Below are 15,130 nucleotides of genomic sequence, written 5' to 3'. Positions count from 1 at the left end.
CATGGGCCTGCATCTCAACGAAGGTGGCGACGACCTCGCCGAAAACCACGAAATCAACGTCACGCCCTTCATCGACGTGATGCTGGTGCTGCTGATCATCTTCATGGTCGCAGCCCCCCTGGCCACGGTCGATATCAAGGTCGACCTGCCGGCCTCGACCGCCAAGCCGGCCCCTAGGCCGGAGAAACCGGTGTTCGTCAGCGTCAAGACCGACAAGAAGCTGTACGTCGGCGACGATGAGGTGGCCCAGCACGACCAGCTTGGCGCGGTACTCGATGCCAAGACCAAAGGCGACAAGGAAACCACCATCTTCTTCCAGGCCGACAAGGGGGTCGACTACGGCGACCTGATGGAAGTGATGAACACCATGCGCGCGGCCGGCTACCTCAAGGTCGGTCTGGTCGGTCTCGAAACGGCAGCCAAGCAATGACGAAGAAGCGGTCCAACCTGCTGGCGCGCTACGGTACCAGCCTGGCGATCGTGCTCGGCGTGCATGCCCTGGCCGTGTTGCTGACGCTGAACTGGTCGGTGCCCCAGGCCATCGAGCTGCCGCCGGCCGCCATGATGGTCGAGCTGGCACCGCTCCCCGAACCTGCGCCGCCGCCACCACCGAAAGCCGCCCCCAAGCCACCGGCGCCGGTCGAAGAGCCGCCGCTGCCAAAGCTGGTGGAGGCGCCCAAGCCCAAGATCGCCATCCCCAAGCCGCCCAAGCCGAAGGCCAAGCCACAGCCGCCCAAGCCCGAGAAGAAGCCTGAGCCGCCGAAGGAACTGCCACCGGCCAAGGAGGAGGTAGCGGATACGCCGCCGAGCAACACGCCACCGCAGAAGTCCGCGGCACCCGCGCCGAGCATCGCCTCCAACAGCAATGCCCTGCCGACCTGGCAGAGCGACCTGCTGCGTCACCTGGCGAAGTACAAGCGCTATCCGGAAGACGCTCGCCGTCGCGGCCTGCAAGGCATCAACCGGCTGCGCTTCGTGGTCGACGCCGAGGGCAAGGTGCTGTCCTACGCCCTGGCCGGAGGTTCCGGCAGTGCGTCGCTGGACCGGGCGACCCTGGAGATGATCCGTCGGGCGCAGCCTGTGCCCAAGCCGCCGCAGGAGCTGCTGAACAATGGCACGATCGAGGTGGTAGCGCCGTTCGTCTACTCGCTGGACCGACGCTGACACTTTTGTTTCTGTCACAAAACGGCAAGTCTGATAACGTGCGTCTATCGATTGCAGCCGCTATGCTGGGGCCGCAACTTCATGGACGCACGTTATGACCCTCACAGAATTACGCTACATCGTCACACTTGCCCAGGAGCAGCATTTCGGCCATGCCGCCGAGCGTTGCCACGTCAGCCAGCCGACCCTGTCGGTCGGTGTGAAGAAGCTCGAGGACGAGCTTGGCGTGCTGATCTTCGAGCGCAGCAAGAGCGCGGTGCGCCTGACCCCGGTCGGCGAGAGCATCGTCGCCCAGGCGCAGAAGGTCCTGGAGCAGGCCCAGGGGATCCGCGAACTGGCCCAGGCCGGCAAGAACCAACTGACCGCGCCCCTCAAGGTCGGCGCCATCTATACCGTCGGCCCCTACCTCTTCCCGCACCTGATCCCCCAGTTGCACCGGGTGGCACCGCAGATGCCGCTGTACATCGAAGAGAACTTCACCCACGTGCTGCGCGAGAAGCTGCGCAACGGCGAACTGGATGCGGTGATCATCGCCCTGCCGTTCAACGAGGCCGACGTGCTCACCCTGCCGCTGTACGACGAGCCGTTCTACGCCCTGATGCCTGCCGACCACCCGTGGACCGCCAAGGACACCATCGACACGGCCATGCTCAACGACAAGAGCCTGCTGCTGCTCGGCGAGGGCCACTGCTTCCGCGACCAGGTGCTGGAAGCCTGCCCGACGATCAACAAGGGCGGTGAAGGGTCCAAGCACACCACCGTGGAGTCCAGCTCGCTGGAAACCATCCGCCACATGGTCGCCTCCGGCCTTGGCGTGTCGATCCTGCCGCTGTCGGCGGTACACAGCCATCACTACGCCCCGGGCGTGATCGAAGTGCGTCCGCTGACCGCGCCTTCGCCGTTCCGCACCGTGGCCATCGCCTGGCGTGCCAGCTTCCCGCGGCCGAAGGCCATCGAGCTGCTTGCCGACTCGATCCGCCTGTGCTCGGTGGCCAAGCCGCCCGTGGAACAGCCGGCCTGATCCCATGACGGAGTTGTCGAAGGTCCCGGTCACGGTGCTGAAGGGGGTCGGCGAGGCCATGGCCGAGAAACTCGCCAAGGTTGGCCTGGAGAACCTGCAAGATCTGCTGTTCCACCTGCCCCTGCGCTACCAGGATCGCACCCGCGTGGTGCCGATCGGCGCCCTGCGCCCGGGCCAGGATGCCGTCATCGAAGGCGTGATCAGCGGCGCCGACGTGGTCATGGGCAAGCGCCGCAGCCTGGTGGTGCGCCTCGGGGACGGCAGCGGCGTGCTGAGCCTGCGCTTCTACCATTTCAGCAATGCGCAGAAAGAGGGCCTCAAGCGCGGCACCCACCTGCGCTGCTACGGCGAGGCACGCCCCGGCGCCTCGGGCCTGGAGATCTACCATCCGGAATATCGCGCGCTCAATGGCAGCGAGCCGCCACCGCCGGTGGAGCAGACCCTGACGCCCATCTACCCGACCACCGAAGGGCTGACCCAGCAACGCCTGCGCCTGCTCTGCCAACAGAGCCTGGCCATGCTCGGGCCGCGCAGCCTGCCCGACTGGCTGCCGGAGGAGCTGGCGCGGGACTACAGGCTGGCCCCGCTGGACGACGCCATCCGCTATCTGCACAACCCGCCTGCGGATGCCGACCTGGAAGAGCTCGCCGAAGGCCATCACTGGGCCCAGCATCGCCTGGCCTTCGAGGAGCTGCTGACCCACCAGCTTTCCCAGCAGCGCCTGCGCGAGAGCCTGCGCACCCTGCGCGCGCCGGTATTGCCGAAGGCCAGCCGGCTGCCGGCGCAGTACCTGGCCAACCTCGGCTTCACCCCAACCGGTGCCCAGCAGCGGGTCGGCAACGAGATCGCCTACGACCTGAGCCAGCCCGAACCCATGATGCGCCTGGTTCAGGGCGACGTTGGCGCCGGCAAGACCGTGGTCGCCGCCCTGGCCGCCCTGCAGGCCCTGGAAGCCGGCTACCAGGTGGCACTGATGGCGCCGACCGAGATCCTCGCCGAACAGCACTACATCACCTTCAAGCGCTGGCTGGAGCCGCTGGGTATCGAGGTCGCCTGGCTCGCCGGCAAGCTCAAGGGCAAGGCCCGCGCCAGCGCCCTGGAACAAATCGCCAGTGGCGTACCCATGATCGTCGGCACCCATGCGCTGTTCCAGGAAGAAGTGAAGTTCCGCCACCTGGCCCTGGCGATCATCGACGAACAGCACCGCTTCGGTGTCCAGCAGCGCCTGGCCCTGCGCCAGAAAGGCGTGGCCGGCGAGCTGTGTCCGCACCAGTTGATCATGACCGCCACGCCCATTCCGCGCACGCTGGCCATGAGCGCCTATGCCGACCTGGATACCTCGATCCTCGACGAGCTGCCACCGGGCCGTACACCGGTGAACACCGTCCTGGTGGCCGACAGCCGACGCTTCGAGGTGGTCGAGCGGGTCCGCGCCGCCTGCGCCGAAGGCCGCCAGGCCTACTGGGTATGCACCCTGATCGAGGAGTCCGAGGAGCTGACCTGCCAGGCGGCCGAAAGCACCTTCGAGGAGCTGGGCAGCGCCTTGGGCGAACTGCGCGTGGGCCTGATCCACGGGCGCATGAAGCCGGCGCAGAAGGCTGCGGTCATGGCCGAGTTCAAAGAGGGCAACCTGCAGCTGCTGGTGGCCACCACGGTGATCGAGGTCGGCGTGGATGTGCCCAATGCCAGCCTGATGATCATCGAGAACCCCGAGCGCCTGGGCCTGGCCCAGTTGCACCAATTGCGCGGCCGGGTCGGCCGGGGCAGCGCGGTCAGCCATTGCGTGCTGCTCTATCATCCGCCGTTGTCGCAGATCGGCCGCGAACGGCTGGGCATCATGCGGGAAACCAACGACGGTTTCGTCATTGCCGAGAAGGACCTCGAGCTGCGCGGTCCGGGCGAGATGCTCGGGACCCGGCAGACCGGCCTGCTGCAGTTCAAGGTCGCCGACCTGATGCGCGACGCCGACCTGCTGCCGGCAGTGCGCGATGCCGCCCAGGCCCTGCTGGCGCGCTGGCCGGACCACGTCAGCCCGCTGCTCGAACGCTGGCTGCGGCACGGCCAGCAGTATGGCCAGGTGTGACGTCCGTCTGCGAATGGATCCAGCTTCCTACATAGGCTGGTTATACTTCGCGTTTAAAGAAAAACTTGGATACAGACCATGACTGAAGTTGCTCTGGACACCGCAACCCCACACGTACCGTCTGTCATCCGGCTATTGCTCGAAAAGCTTGGCGTGGCCTACCGCGAAGTGCCCGAGCACCTATCGCTGCCGGCCACCTCGCGGGTTCAGGCGATCCTCCTCGAGGACGAAGTCGGCGCCTTGATGGCATTGTTCCCGCAGAGCCAGCTGCTGGACCTCAATCGCCTGACCGAGCTGACCGGCCGTAAACTGGTGGCCGTGCCCATGGCGCGCCTCAAGCACATGCTCGACAAGCATGGCCTCAAGGCCCTGCCCGGCATTCCAGCGCTGACCAGCTCCCCCTGCCTCTATGAAGAAAGCCTGCTGCACGCCGACAAACTGCTGATCCAGTCGGGCGAGAGCGGCTTGTTGCTGGAGATCGAACGCGACGCGTTCAAGCGGATGCTGAACAAGGCCAGCGTGGGCAGCTTCGGCGAAGCGGTCAAGGACATCCGCCCCAACCTCGATCGCCCAGCCGACGACCCCAAGGAAATCACCCAGGCCGTCCAGGCCTTCACCGCCCGGCGCATCCAGCAACGCCTGGAGCAGACGATCGAGATTCCACCACTGGCGGACACCGCGCAGAAGATCATCAAGCTGCGTGTCGACCCCAATGCCAGCATCGATGACATCACCGGCGTGGTGGAGACCGATCCGGCCCTGGCCGCCCAGGTGGTCAGCTGGGCAGCGTCGCCCTACTACGCCTCACCCGGCAAGATCCGCTCGGTGGAGGATGCCATCGTGCGCGTGCTGGGCTTCGACCTGGTGATCAACCTCGCCCTGGGCCTGGCCCTGGGCAAGGCCATGAGCCTGCCCAAGGATCATCCGCAGCAGGCCACGCCGTACTGGCAGCAATCGATCTACACCGCCGCGGTGATCGAAGGGCTGACCCGGGCCATGCCCCGGGCGGAGCGTCCGGAAGCCGGCCTGACCTACCTGGCCGGCCTGCTGCACAATTTTGGCTACCTGCTCCTGGCCCATGTCTTCCCGCCGCACTTCTCGCTGATCTGCCGGCACCTGGAGGTCAATCCGCACCTGAACCACACCTTCGTGGAGCAGCACCTGCTGGGCATCAGCCGCGAACAGATCGGCGCCTGGCTGATGAAGCTGTGGGACATGCCGGAGGAGCTGTCGACCGCGTTGCGCTTCCAGCACGATCCGTCCTATGACGGCGAATATGCGGCCTTCCCTAACCTGGTCTGCCTGGCGACACGCCTGTTGCGCACGCGCGGCATCGGCTCGGGGCCCGAGGCGCCGATCCCGGATGCCTTGCTGGAACGCCTGGGGTTGAGCCGGGAGAAGGCCGAGGAATCGGTCGACAAGGTGCTGGCGGCCGAGACCCTGCTGCGGGAGCTGGCTTCGCAGTTCAATGCGCCGCATTGATGGCCACTGGGGCTGCTGCGCAGCCCATCGCCGGCAAGCCGGCTCCCACAGGGTCCGCGTCGATCACAAGTGATGCGGTTTGCAGGGGCCTCCTTGTAGAAGCAAGCCTCGGCTTCAGCTTTTCTTCTTCGGCTTGAGGTACTTCATCAGCCCCTGGAACCAGATGACCAGGGCCGGGTTGCCCTTGATCTGGATGCTCTTGTCCTGGATGCCCTGCATGAAGGCCAGTTGCTTGTTGGCGGCCTGCAATGTGGCGAAGCCATAGGCGGCATCCTTGAAGGCAATGGCAAAGGCAGGTTGTGGGTGCTGGCCGCCCTTGCTGCTGACGCGCTCGCCGCTGACGATGAAATGCCGGGCGACCTTGCCGTCCAGGGTCTGCATCTGGAATACCAGGTCCTTGTCGCGCAATTGCTGCTGGAAGGCCGGATTGTTGCGGCTGGCCCTGGCCATCAGCAGACCCATGGCCCAGAGAAGAAAGCGGAACTTCATCAACGCGCCTCGACTTGAATGTGACTGAGCCGCGCAGTTTATCCCTTTATTGAACCTGCAATGCAAATCTGTTTTACCAGCTTTTGCCATGCCAACACGCACAACGGGCGCCCAAGGGCGCCCGTTCGAATAACGCTGGCTGGTAGGGCGTGGATCACTTGCCCTTCTTGGCAGCCTTGACGGGTTGGTTGACGCTGTCGCGCAGGTTCTTGCCAGGCTTGAAGGCGACGGTATTGCTGGCCTTGATCTTCACCGGTTGACCGGTTTGCGGGTTCTTGCCGGTGCGGGCACCGCGATGGCGTTTTTCGAAGGTGCCGAAACCGACCAGGGTGACGGTGTCCTTGTCGAGCGCACCGGTGATGCTGTCGAGAATCGCGTTAAGGACCTGGTTGGCCTTTTCCTTGGTCAGATCGGCCTTTTCGGCGATAACGGCGGCGAGTTCTGGTTTACGCATAGTGAAGCCTCTTGGACGGGATTTCTTGTTGTTATGCCGTGCTGCCCGATAGGCAGCGTTCAAGGCACCGCAGGCTCTAAACTGCGGCAGACGGGAATGAGGATGGCACGCTCACCGGAGCCGCGCCAGTACCTGGGCGGCCATTGTCGCGTCAAGAACAGGATATATCCGACAGAACGCCAGCCATTCACGCCATCAAGGGTGGCAACTGCCGATTCAGCGCCAGCTTTTCCATGACCGCCGTGCCCGTCAGCGCGTAACCCAGCAACCGGCCTTCGCGGTCATGGCAGAGCACCTTGAGGTCGGCGCCCTGCCCTTGCACCTGCCAGGTACCGTCGTGGCCGGGTGGGGGCGGTGACACCACCAGGGGGCAGGCGGGCGTCTTCACGGTGACCGGCATCGGCCCATAGGCGACCGTGGTCGGGTTGCCGGCCAAGGTCTGGGCCAGGGCACGGGCGCAGGTCATCAGCGGCATGACGTACAACAGGTTGATGCCGTTGACCTCGGCACAGTCTCCCAGGGCGAAGATGTTGGCATGGGAGGTACGCAACTGGCGATCGACCACCACGCCACGGTTGACTTCCAAGCCGGCGGCAGCGGCCAGGTCGGTGCGCGGGCGCAGGCCGATGGCCGAGACCACCAGGTCGCAGGGGATCACCCGGCCATCGGACAGATGCGCCTCCAGGCCTTCGCCCACCCGCTGCAGGCGGGTCAGCACCGGCCCCAGGTGAAAGCGCACGCCAAGGCCCTCCAGGCCCGCCTGCACGGCACCGGCGGCGGCCGGGTGCAACAGGGTCGGCATCACCTGCTCGCAGGGCGCGACCACCTCGACGGCGTAGCCTCCCAGGGTCAGGTCGTTGGCGAATTCACAGCCGATCAGGCCGGCGCCGAGGATCAACACCCGCTGCTTGCCCTGCGCGGCGCGGCGGAAACGGTCGTAGTCTTCCAGGTCATTGATCGGGAAGACCAAATCGCCGGCGTCGCCCTCGATGGGCACCTGCACGGTCTGCGCACCCCAGGCAAGGACGAGGTCGCGGTACTGCACCGCTTCCTCGCCAATCCACAGGCGTTTGTGGCCCGGGTCGATGCCACTGATGCGGGTATGGGTGCGGATCTCGGCCTTGAGTTGCTCGGCCATGGTCCCGGGTTCGGCCATGCACAGGCCATCGGCGTCCTTGTGCTTGGCAAAGCCGGTGGAGAGCATGGGCTTGGAGTAGGAACGGCCGTCGTCGGCGGTGATCAACAACAGCGGCGTTTCGCCATCAAGCTTGCGAAATTCACGGGCCAGGTTGTAGCCCGCAAGGCCGGTACCGATGATTACCACAGGGGACGTCATGCCGTGCTTCCTCTCTCGAACAGGGGGTTGCGATCAGCCGATGGCGATCATTTCGAAATCACTCTTGCCGACACCACAATCCGGGCACAGCCAGTCTTCCGGCACGTCTTCCCAGCGGGTGCCCGGGGCGATGCCGTCGTCCGGCCAGCCCTCGGCTTCGTCGTAGATCAGGCCACAGACAATGCATTGCCATTTTTTCATCACGGTTTTCCTCGAACTGACTCAGGCTTGGCGCGACCGCCCGGCCCTCGAAGGGGGCCTCAGCCTCGGGCTTTGTACTGGCCCTGCCAGCAGTATGCAAGCAATCCGGGCAAACATGCTAAGCTCGCCACCTCTCTGGCCTGTATCAAGCATACCGACGTGCCGTACGAAACCCCGCAAGCAGCCGCTGTCGCGTGGCTGCCGTCTTCACAGCTGGCGGCCGACGTCGCCCAGCCGACCCTCGACTGGCTCTTCGACCAGGGCTCCCTGACCCGCCGCCTGACCCGCCTGTCCAACGATCATTTCTCGGTCACCCCGTTGTTCGAGGGCTGGCAGGCCCTGCGCGACGACGAGTGCCAGGCCCTGGGCCTGGCGCCCGGCGAGGAAGGCTGGGTGCGCGAGGTCTACCTGCGTGGCCATGGCCAACCCTGGGTGTTCGCCCGCAGCGTGGCCGGGCGCAGTGCCCTGGAGCGTGGCGGCCTCGACCTGGAGACGCTGGGCAGTCGCTCGCTGGGCGAACTGCTGTTCTGCGACCAGGCCTTCGTCCGCCATCCCATCGAGGTGTGCCGTTATCCACAGGCCTGGTTGCCGCCCGAGGTGCGCCACGGCGAGCTGTGGGCACGGCGCTCGCGCTTCGCCCGCGGCGGCCTGGACCTGCTGGTGGCCGAGGTGTTCCTGCCCACGCTGTGGCAAGCGGCCAAGGAGGAGATCCGCTGATGTACCTGCAACTGCTCAAGTCGCTCAACCGCCTGCACCCGCGCGCCTGGGACTTCGTCCAGCTCAGCCGCATGGATCGTCCCATCGGCATCTACCTGCTGCTGTGGCCGACCCTGTCGGCGGTGTGGATCGCCGGGCAAGGCTCGCCGACCCTGGCCAACGTGTTGATCTTCGGCCTGGGCGTGGTGCTGATGCGTGCCGCGGGTTGCTGCATCAACGACTTCGCCGACCGCAAGGTCGACGGCCACGTCAAGCGCACCGCCGACCGGCCGCTGGCCAGCGGCCGGGTCAAGCCGCGCGAGGCGGTGATGCTGTTCGCGCTGCTGGTCGGGGTGAGCTTCCTGCTGGTGCTGTGCACCAACGCCCGGACGGTGTGGCTGTCGTTCGGCGCCGTGGCCCTGGCGTTCTGCTACCCGTTCATGAAGCGCTACACCTACTACCCCCAGGTGGTGCTGGGCGCCGCCTACTCCTGGGGCATTCCCATGGCCTTCACCGCGGCAGGCGGCGACCTGCCGGCCAGCGCCTGGCTGCTGTACATCGCCAACCTGCTGTGGACCGTGGGCTATGACACCTACTACGCGATGGTGGACCGCGACGACGACCTGAAGATCGGCGTGAAATCCACCGCCATCCTGTTCGGTGAAGCCGACCGGGTGATCATCCTGACCTTGCAGATGCTGTCGCTGGGTTGCCTGCTGCTGGCTGGCAGCCGCTTCGAGCTGGGGGGTTGGTTCCACCTGGGGCTGCTGGGCGCGGCGCTGTGCTTTGCCTGGGAGTTCTGGTCGACCCGCGGGCTGGATCGCGAATCGTGCTTCAAGGCATTCCTGCACAACCATTGGGCGGGGTTGTTGGTCTTCGTTGGCGTGGTGCTGGACTACGCGTTGCGCTGAGTTGGCTGGGGCTGCCTTGCAGCCCCTTCGCCCTCAAGGCTTGGCGATATGCCAGACGTCCTTCACGCCATCACCGGTCTTGTCCCCGGCTTTCTTGTCCTTGATGAAGGTGTACAGCGGCTTGCCATCATAGGCCCACTGCTTGCTCCCGTCGTCGCGGGTGATCTGGGTCCACTTGTCGGTGGCCGCTTCATCATCCGCCTTGACCAGCAGCGGCGGCCAGTTCTTGGCGCATTCGCCGTTGCACGCCGACTTGCCGCCTTCGTCCTTGTCGAAGGTGTAGAGCGTCATGCCCGCGTGGTCGACCCACATGCCATCCTTTTCCATCGCATGGTGCGCCGACGCCACCCCCGGTAGCGCCAGTGCAGCGAAAAGGGCCATCCAGCTCAGCGTATGTCGTGTCATTGGAATCACCATTGTTTCGGGGGTGGAGGGAGGTCCGAGTGCCGTTTCGACGGCCCTTTGAAGCCTAGCCCAGTCACGGAATGTCGCCAGAACCGCCAATGTCCTGTCACACAGCTGCAATAATTCCGTTATCTAATGCGGGCCAAGACATCGTTCCCGGGAGAGGTATTGAGCATGGTTGGCAGAAACATTCTGATCGTCGACGACGAGGCGCCCATTCGCGAGATGATCGCCGTTGCATTGGAAATGGCCGGCTATGACTGCCTGGAAGCGGAGAACTCGCAGCAGGCCCATGCCATCATCGTCGATCGCAAACCGGATCTGATCCTGCTCGACTGGATGCTGCCGGGCACCTCGGGCATCGAGCTGGCGCGCCGCCTCAAGCGCGACGAACTGACCGGCGACATCCCGATCATCATGCTCACTGCCAAGGGCGAAGAGGACAACAAGATCCAGGGCCTGGAAGTCGGCGCCGATGACTACATCACCAAGCCGTTCTCGCCCCGCGAGCTGGTGGCGCGCCTGAAGGCCGTGCTGCGCCGTACCGGTCCGAGCGACAGCGAGGCGCCGATCGAGGTCGGTGGCCTGCTGCTCGACCCGATCAGCCACCGCGTGACCATCGATGGCAAGCCGGCCGAGATGGGCCCGACCGAATACCGCCTGCTGCAGTTCTTCATGACCCACCAGGAACGCGCCTACACCCGTGGCCAGTTGCTCGACCAGGTCTGGGGCGGCAACGTCTACGTCGAGGAGCGCACCGTCGACGTACACATCCGCCGCCTGCGCAAGGCGTTGGGTGAAGCCTACGAGAATCTGGTACAAACCGTCCGGGGCACCGGCTATCGCTTTTCCACCAAGAGCTAGCCGCAAGCTCCAAGCCTCAAGCGGCAAGAAAGAGCAGCCAGCGTCAAGCCTGCTCGCCGCTTCAGGCTTGAAATAAAGGACTGAACAGCACCACCGATCCGCTTCTTCTTGCAGCTTGAAGCTCAAAGCTGGATCCGAAGGATTCGTCAATTGAACCAGAACTGGCACGCGACCCTGATTCGCCACATGCTGCTGTTGATCACCGTCTGCCTGGTTGGCGGGCTGGTCAGTGGCTACTACGGCTGGAGCCTGGCCATCGGCCTTGCCCTCTACCTGGGCTGGACCCTCAAGCAGCTGCTGCGCCTGCATGACTGGCTGCGCAACCACCAGCCCGACGAAGCACCGCCCGACGGCTACGGTCTGTGGGGCGAGGTGTTCGACAGCATCTACCACCTGCAACGGCGCGACCAGCGCGTACGCGGCCGCCTGCAGGCGGTGATCGACCGGGTACAGGAGTCCACTGCCGCCCTGCGCGACGCGGTGATCATGCTCGACAGCGAAGGCAACCTGGAGTGGTGGAACCGCGCCGCCGAAACCCTGCTGGGCTTCAAGACCCCACAGGACGGTGGCCAGCCGGTGACCAACCTGGTCCGCCACCCGCGCTTCAAGGAATACTTCGAGTCGCAGAACTACGTCGAACCGCTGGAGATCCCCTCGCCGATCAACGATCGCCTGCGCGTCCAGTTGCACATCACCCGCTATGGCAACAACGAGCACCTGATGCTGGTGCGCGACGTCACCCGCATCCACCAGCTCGAGCAGATGCGCAAGGACTTCGTCGCCAACGTCTCCCACGAGCTGCGCACCCCGCTGACGGTGATCACCGGCTACCTGGAGACCCTGCTGGACAACGTCGAGGAGGTCAACCCGCGCTGGAACCGTGCGTTGCAGCAGATGAGCCAGCAAGGCTCGCGCATGCAGACCCTGCTCAACGACCTGCTGCTACTGGCCAAGCTGGAGGCCACCGACTACCCGTCGGACAACCAGCCGGTGGCGGTCGACGCCCTGCTGCAGTCGATCAAGGCCGACGCCCAGGCCCTGTCCGGCCCGCGCAACCAACGCATCAGCCTGGATGCCACGCCCGGCGTGCGCCTCAAGGGCAGCGAGTCGGAACTGCGCAGCGCCTTTTCCAACCTGGTGTTCAACGCGGTCAAGTACACCCCCGACGAAGGCAACATCCGCATCCGCTGGTGGGCCGATGACCAGGGCGCGCACCTGTCCGTGCAGGACTCGGGGATCGGCATCGATGCCAAGCACCTGCCACGCCTGACCGAGCGCTTCTACCGGGTCGACTCCAGCCGCGCCTCCAACACCGGCGGCACGGGGCTGGGCCTGGCCATCGTCAAGCACGTGCTGCTGCGCCATCGTGGCCGCCTGGAGATCAGCAGCGTACCGGGTCATGGCAGTACCTTCACCTGTCACTTCGCGCCTGCACAATTGGCCAACGCCAGGGGCTGAGCCGGGGCTGCGCAGCCTCTCCCAAAGCCTGTCCCCTTTGCTTTTGCAGCCCCAGCCGCTACATTGAACCCCCTGTGCCAGCCGGAGCTGGCACTTTTTTTCTCCCTTTTCTGAAGACGGACCCCGTAAAAACTCCATCATGGACCCTTCCCCTGGTATCAGCCTCACCACCCTGTTCGCCGACTTCGGCATGATCATCTTTGCCTTGTTCCTGGTGCTGCTCAACGGTTTCTTCGTTGCCGCCGAGTTCTCCATGGTCAAGCTGCGCTCCACCCGCGTCGAATCCATCGCCGACCTGCACGGCTGGCGCGGCAGCATCCTGCGCAAGGTCCACAACCAACTGGATGCCTACCTGTCGGCCTGCCAGCTGGGCATCACCCTGGCCTCCCTGGGCCTGGGCTGGGTCGGCGAACCGGCCTTCGCCCACCTGCTCGAGCCGGTGCTGGCCGCCGTGGGCGTCGACACGCCGGAGCTGGTCAAGGCGATCTCGTTCTTCATCGCCTTCTTCGTGATCTCTTACCTGCACATCGTGGTCGGCGAGCTGGCGCCCAAGTCCTGGGCGATCCGCAAGCCCGAGCTGCTGTCGCTGTGGACCGCCGTGCCGCTGTACCTGTTCTACTGGCTGATGTACCCGGCCATCTACCTGCTCAACGCCAGCGCCAACACCATCCTGCGCATCGCCGGGCAAGGCGAGCCAGGGCCGCACCATGAGCACCACTACAGCCGCGAGGAGCTCAAGCTGATCCTGCACTCCAGCCGCGGGCACGACCCGAGCGACCAGGGCATGCGCGTGCTGGCCTCGGCCGTGGAGATGGGCGAGCTGGAAGTGGTCGACTGGGCCAACTCCCGCGAGGACATGATCAGCCTCGACGCCCGTGCGCCGCTCAAGGAAATCCTGGCGATGTTCCGGCGCCACAAGTTCAGCCGCTACCCGGTCTACGATGCCGAGCGCGAGGAGTTCATCGGCCTGCTGCACATCAAGGACCTGCTGCTGGAGCTGGCCGACCTGGACCACATTCCCGAGACCCTCGACCTGGATGACCTGTGCCGCCCGCTGGAGCGCGTGTCCCGCCACATGCCGCTGGCCCAGTTGCTGGAGCAGTTCCGCAAGGGCGGTGCGCACTTCGTGCTGGTCGAGGAAGCCGACGGCAAGGTGATCGGCTACCTGACCATGGAAGACGTGCTGGAGGTGCTGGTCGGCGACATCCAGGACGAACACCGCAAGACCGAACGCGGCATCCTCGCCTACCAGCCCGGCAAGCTGCTGGTACGAGGCGATACGCCGCTGTTCAAGGTCGAGCGCCTGCTGGGCGTGGACCTTGACCACATCGAGGCGGAAACCCTCGCCGGGCTGGTCTACGAGACCCTCAAGCGCGTGCCCGAGGAAGAGGAAGTGCTGGAGGTCGAGGGCCTGCGCATCATCATCAAGAAGATGAAAGGGCCGAAGATCGTGCTGGCCAAGGTGCTCAAGCTCGATTGACCGCACGGCGGCCCAGCCCGCTCAAGGATTGCCGGCCGTGAAGTCCGGCAATCCGCCGATCGGCCGGTCGAACTGGTAGGGAATCGACTCCAGCGCCAGCCCCACATTGCGTTGCACCACGAAATGCAGGTGCGGCCCGGTGCTGTTGCCGGTGTTGCCCGACTTGGCCAGCAGCTCGCCCACGGCCACCCGCTGCCCCTCGCCCACCACCACCGAACCGCGCATCAGGTGTAGGTAGACGCCCATGGTGCCGTCGGGGTGGAGGATCCTGACGAAGTTGCCGGAGGGATGGCTGCCGCGCCCGCTCTGGTCGTTCTCGACCTTCACCACCACCCCGCCCCGCGCGGCGACGATGGGCGTGCCTTCGGGCATGGCGATATCCATGGCATGGCGGCCCTTGGGGCCGAAGTGGCTGAAGCGGCCATTGGGCCCCTGGGTCAGACGGAACGGGCCGCCGCGCCAGGGAAAGGGATAACGATAGGCCTGGGGCCGCTGGGCCGGGTCGCCCAGGGCATGACGAAACTTCGACGCATACTTCAGGCGCGCCCCCTGCCTCGCCATCAGCACGCTGAGCACCTGGGTCGAACGCGCCTGCAGCACCCGCCGCACGATTCTCGGTGCATTGCCGCCCTGGGCATTGGCCAGGCGCTCCAGGCGCAGCTCGACCTCCACCGGGGCGAACAAGGCATTGTGCGCAACGAAGCGCACGCCTGCGGCGAATGGCTCGGCGCGCAAGCGCACCTGGCTGTCGAGGCGCTCGGCCATCGGCTCACGGAACACGAAGGCCCTGGCGCCAGGGCTGGGCTGGTAGGAATAGGACACCACGCCGAAGGTGTCGGTGGTCGTGTAGAGGGTCATGCCCAGGCTCGGCGCCGAGGCCGTGAGCAAGGCACAGAACAGCAGCGGGCGAATGGGCATGATGGTGGCTTTTTGACATTTATTGTTGTGTCGAAGCCTAGCAGCCGGTTTGCAGGGAGGTATGGCAGTTGGTCGGAGAAGGTGCCAGTCGGTCAAGCGGGACGGGGCTGCTCGCCGGCAGCCCCACAAGGTTCACCGCTGCCCTCAAGCCCGACGGGGTTGTGGGAG

Annotated in this window: 16 protein-coding genes; 10 read left to right on the top strand and 6 right to left on the bottom strand. The window is 65.4% G+C overall.

From position 1 onward, the window contains the following. Position 1: 1 nt before the first annotated feature. The 5 genes from exbD to NJF35_RS02980 all read left to right on the top strand — a co-directional run bounded on the left by exbD (position 2) and on the right by NJF35_RS02980 (position 5,750). Positions 2-430: a TonB system transport protein ExbD gene (exbD, locus tag NJF35_RS03000; RefSeq protein WP_225786773.1), complete on the top strand. Its 429-nt coding sequence runs from the start codon at positions 2-4 to the stop codon at positions 428-430. Further along, the gene (locus tag NJF35_RS02995) at positions 427-1,164 is read left to right on the top strand and encodes an energy transducer TonB (RefSeq protein ID WP_225786774.1); all 738 of its coding nucleotides are present in this window, start codon (positions 427-429) and stop codon (positions 1,162-1,164) included. Before exbD ends, NJF35_RS02995 begins: the two co-directional genes overlap by 4 nt. A 94-nt stretch (positions 1,165-1,258) precedes the next feature. Next, entirely contained in the window at positions 1,259-2,185 is a 927-nt protein-coding gene (locus NJF35_RS02990) for a hydrogen peroxide-inducible genes activator (protein ID WP_225786775.1), read from the top strand. A gap of 4 nt (positions 2,186-2,189) precedes the next feature. Then, positions 2,190-4,268 carry an ATP-dependent DNA helicase RecG gene (gene recG, locus NJF35_RS02985; protein ID WP_225786776.1) on the top strand — a complete coding sequence of 693 codons (2,079 nt, stop codon included), beginning with the start codon at positions 2,190-2,192 and terminating at the stop codon, positions 4,266-4,268. Between the two features lie 78 nt (positions 4,269-4,346). After that, positions 4,347-5,750, top strand: a complete 1,404-nt coding sequence (locus NJF35_RS02980; RefSeq protein WP_225786777.1) for an aminoacyl-tRNA deacylase and HDOD domain-containing protein — start codon at positions 4,347-4,349, stop codon at positions 5,748-5,750. A gap of 114 nt (positions 5,751-5,864) precedes the next feature. Here the strand turns inward: NJF35_RS02980 and NJF35_RS02975 are convergent, their stop codons facing one another. The 4 genes from NJF35_RS02975 to NJF35_RS02960 all read right to left on the bottom strand — a co-directional run bounded on the left by NJF35_RS02975 (position 5,865) and on the right by NJF35_RS02960 (position 8,230). Further along, positions 5,865-6,239, bottom strand: coding sequence for a helicase (locus NJF35_RS02975; protein ID WP_225786778.1), 375 nt, complete (start codon positions 6,237-6,239; stop codon positions 5,865-5,867). A gap of 154 nt (positions 6,240-6,393) precedes the next feature. Then, positions 6,394-6,693, bottom strand: a complete 300-nt coding sequence (locus tag NJF35_RS02970) for an HU family DNA-binding protein (RefSeq protein ID WP_225786779.1) — start codon at positions 6,691-6,693, stop codon at positions 6,394-6,396. Positions 6,694-6,880: 187 nt separating this feature from the next. Then, complete coding sequence (locus NJF35_RS02965; RefSeq protein ID WP_225786780.1) at positions 6,881-8,029, bottom strand: NAD(P)/FAD-dependent oxidoreductase; 1,149 nt, start codon at positions 8,027-8,029, stop codon at positions 6,881-6,883. 33 nt (positions 8,030-8,062) lie between these two features. Continuing rightward, positions 8,063-8,230: a rubredoxin gene (locus tag NJF35_RS02960; protein WP_011536423.1), complete on the bottom strand. Its 168-nt coding sequence runs from the start codon at positions 8,228-8,230 to the stop codon at positions 8,063-8,065. 159 nt (positions 8,231-8,389) lie between these two features. Between NJF35_RS02960 and NJF35_RS02955 the strand changes: the two genes are divergently transcribed. Then, on the top strand, positions 8,390-8,947 hold the full coding sequence (locus NJF35_RS02955) for a chorismate--pyruvate lyase family protein (protein WP_225786781.1): 558 nt from the start codon (positions 8,390-8,392) through the stop codon (positions 8,945-8,947). Further along, on the top strand, positions 8,947-9,837 hold the full coding sequence (ubiA, locus tag NJF35_RS02950; RefSeq protein WP_225786782.1) for a 4-hydroxybenzoate octaprenyltransferase: 891 nt from the start codon (positions 8,947-8,949) through the stop codon (positions 9,835-9,837). The genes NJF35_RS02955 and ubiA overlap by 1 nt, the downstream gene beginning before the upstream one ends. Positions 9,838-9,870: 33 nt before the next feature. Here ubiA and NJF35_RS02945 read toward each other — a convergent pair whose 3' ends face one another. Next, entirely contained in the window at positions 9,871-10,242 is a 372-nt protein-coding gene (locus tag NJF35_RS02945) for a hypothetical protein (protein ID WP_225786783.1), read from the bottom strand. Between the two features lie 174 nt (positions 10,243-10,416). On the opposite strand from NJF35_RS02945, the gene phoB reads away from it, so the two are divergent. The 3 genes from phoB (at position 10,417) to NJF35_RS02930 (ending at position 14,044) form a co-directional block, all read left to right on the top strand. Then, on the top strand, positions 10,417-11,106 hold the full coding sequence (gene phoB, locus NJF35_RS02940; protein ID WP_003253341.1) for a phosphate regulon transcriptional regulator PhoB: 690 nt from the start codon (positions 10,417-10,419) through the stop codon (positions 11,104-11,106). A 186-nt stretch (positions 11,107-11,292) separates the two neighbouring features. After that, the gene (gene phoR / locus NJF35_RS02935; RefSeq protein ID WP_253080406.1) at positions 11,293-12,564 is read left to right on the top strand and encodes a phosphate regulon sensor histidine kinase PhoR; all 1,272 of its coding nucleotides are present in this window, start codon (positions 11,293-11,295) and stop codon (positions 12,562-12,564) included. 139 nt (positions 12,565-12,703) lie between these two features. Beyond that, entirely contained in the window at positions 12,704-14,044 is a 1,341-nt protein-coding gene (locus NJF35_RS02930) for a hemolysin family protein (protein ID WP_225786785.1), read from the top strand. Positions 14,045-14,065: 21 nt separating this feature from the next. Here the strand turns inward: NJF35_RS02930 and NJF35_RS02925 are convergent, their stop codons facing one another. Next, positions 14,066-14,962, bottom strand: coding sequence for a M23 family metallopeptidase (locus tag NJF35_RS02925; protein WP_225786786.1), 897 nt, complete (start codon positions 14,960-14,962; stop codon positions 14,066-14,068). Between the last annotated feature and the right edge of the window lie 168 nt (positions 14,963-15,130).

It is taken from the genome of Pseudomonas guariconensis (genome assembly GCF_024127895.1).
In the GTDB taxonomy this organism is placed as follows: domain Bacteria; phylum Pseudomonadota; class Gammaproteobacteria; order Pseudomonadales; family Pseudomonadaceae; genus Aquipseudomonas; species Aquipseudomonas guariconensis_B.
The sequence above is the reverse complement of the archived record's forward strand: the minus strand, read 5'-3'. Positions and strand labels throughout refer to the sequence as shown.

What these genes read in the sequence shown, in the direction of transcription:
- NJF35_RS02990 (WP_225786775.1), top strand. Translation starts at nt 1,259, where the DNA reads ATGACCCTCACAGAATTACGCTACATCGTCACACTTGCCCAGGAGCAG.
- ubiA (WP_225786782.1), top strand. Translation starts at nt 8,947, where the DNA reads ATGTACCTGCAACTGCTCAAGTCGCTCAACCGCCTGCACCCGCGCGCC.
- NJF35_RS02925 (WP_225786786.1), bottom strand. Translation starts at nt 14,962, where the DNA reads ATGCCCATTCGCCCGCTGCTGTTCTGTGCCTTGCTCACGGCCTCGGCG.
- NJF35_RS02960 (WP_011536423.1), bottom strand. Translation starts at nt 8,230, where the DNA reads ATGAAAAAATGGCAATGCATTGTCTGTGGCCTGATCTACGACGAAGCC.
- phoB (WP_003253341.1), top strand. Translation starts at nt 10,417, where the DNA reads ATGGTTGGCAGAAACATTCTGATCGTCGACGACGAGGCGCCCATTCGC.
- recG (WP_225786776.1), top strand. Translation starts at nt 2,190, where the DNA reads ATGACGGAGTTGTCGAAGGTCCCGGTCACGGTGCTGAAGGGGGTCGGC.
- NJF35_RS02930 (WP_225786785.1), top strand. Translation starts at nt 12,704, where the DNA reads ATGGACCCTTCCCCTGGTATCAGCCTCACCACCCTGTTCGCCGACTTC.
- phoR (WP_253080406.1), top strand. Translation starts at nt 11,293, where the DNA reads ATGCTGCTGTTGATCACCGTCTGCCTGGTTGGCGGGCTGGTCAGTGGC.
- NJF35_RS02970 (WP_225786779.1), bottom strand. Translation starts at nt 6,693, where the DNA reads ATGCGTAAACCAGAACTCGCCGCCGTTATCGCCGAAAAGGCCGATCTG.
- NJF35_RS02995 (WP_225786774.1), top strand. Translation starts at nt 427, where the DNA reads ATGACGAAGAAGCGGTCCAACCTGCTGGCGCGCTACGGTACCAGCCTG.
- NJF35_RS02945 (WP_225786783.1), bottom strand. Translation starts at nt 10,242, where the DNA reads ATGACACGACATACGCTGAGCTGGATGGCCCTTTTCGCTGCACTGGCG.
- exbD (WP_225786773.1), top strand. Translation starts at nt 2, where the DNA reads ATGGGCCTGCATCTCAACGAAGGTGGCGACGACCTCGCCGAAAACCAC.
- NJF35_RS02975 (WP_225786778.1), bottom strand. Translation starts at nt 6,239, where the DNA reads ATGAAGTTCCGCTTTCTTCTCTGGGCCATGGGTCTGCTGATGGCCAGG.
- NJF35_RS02965 (WP_225786780.1), bottom strand. Translation starts at nt 8,029, where the DNA reads ATGACGTCCCCTGTGGTAATCATCGGTACCGGCCTTGCGGGCTACAAC.
- NJF35_RS02980 (WP_225786777.1), top strand. Translation starts at nt 4,347, where the DNA reads ATGACTGAAGTTGCTCTGGACACCGCAACCCCACACGTACCGTCTGTC.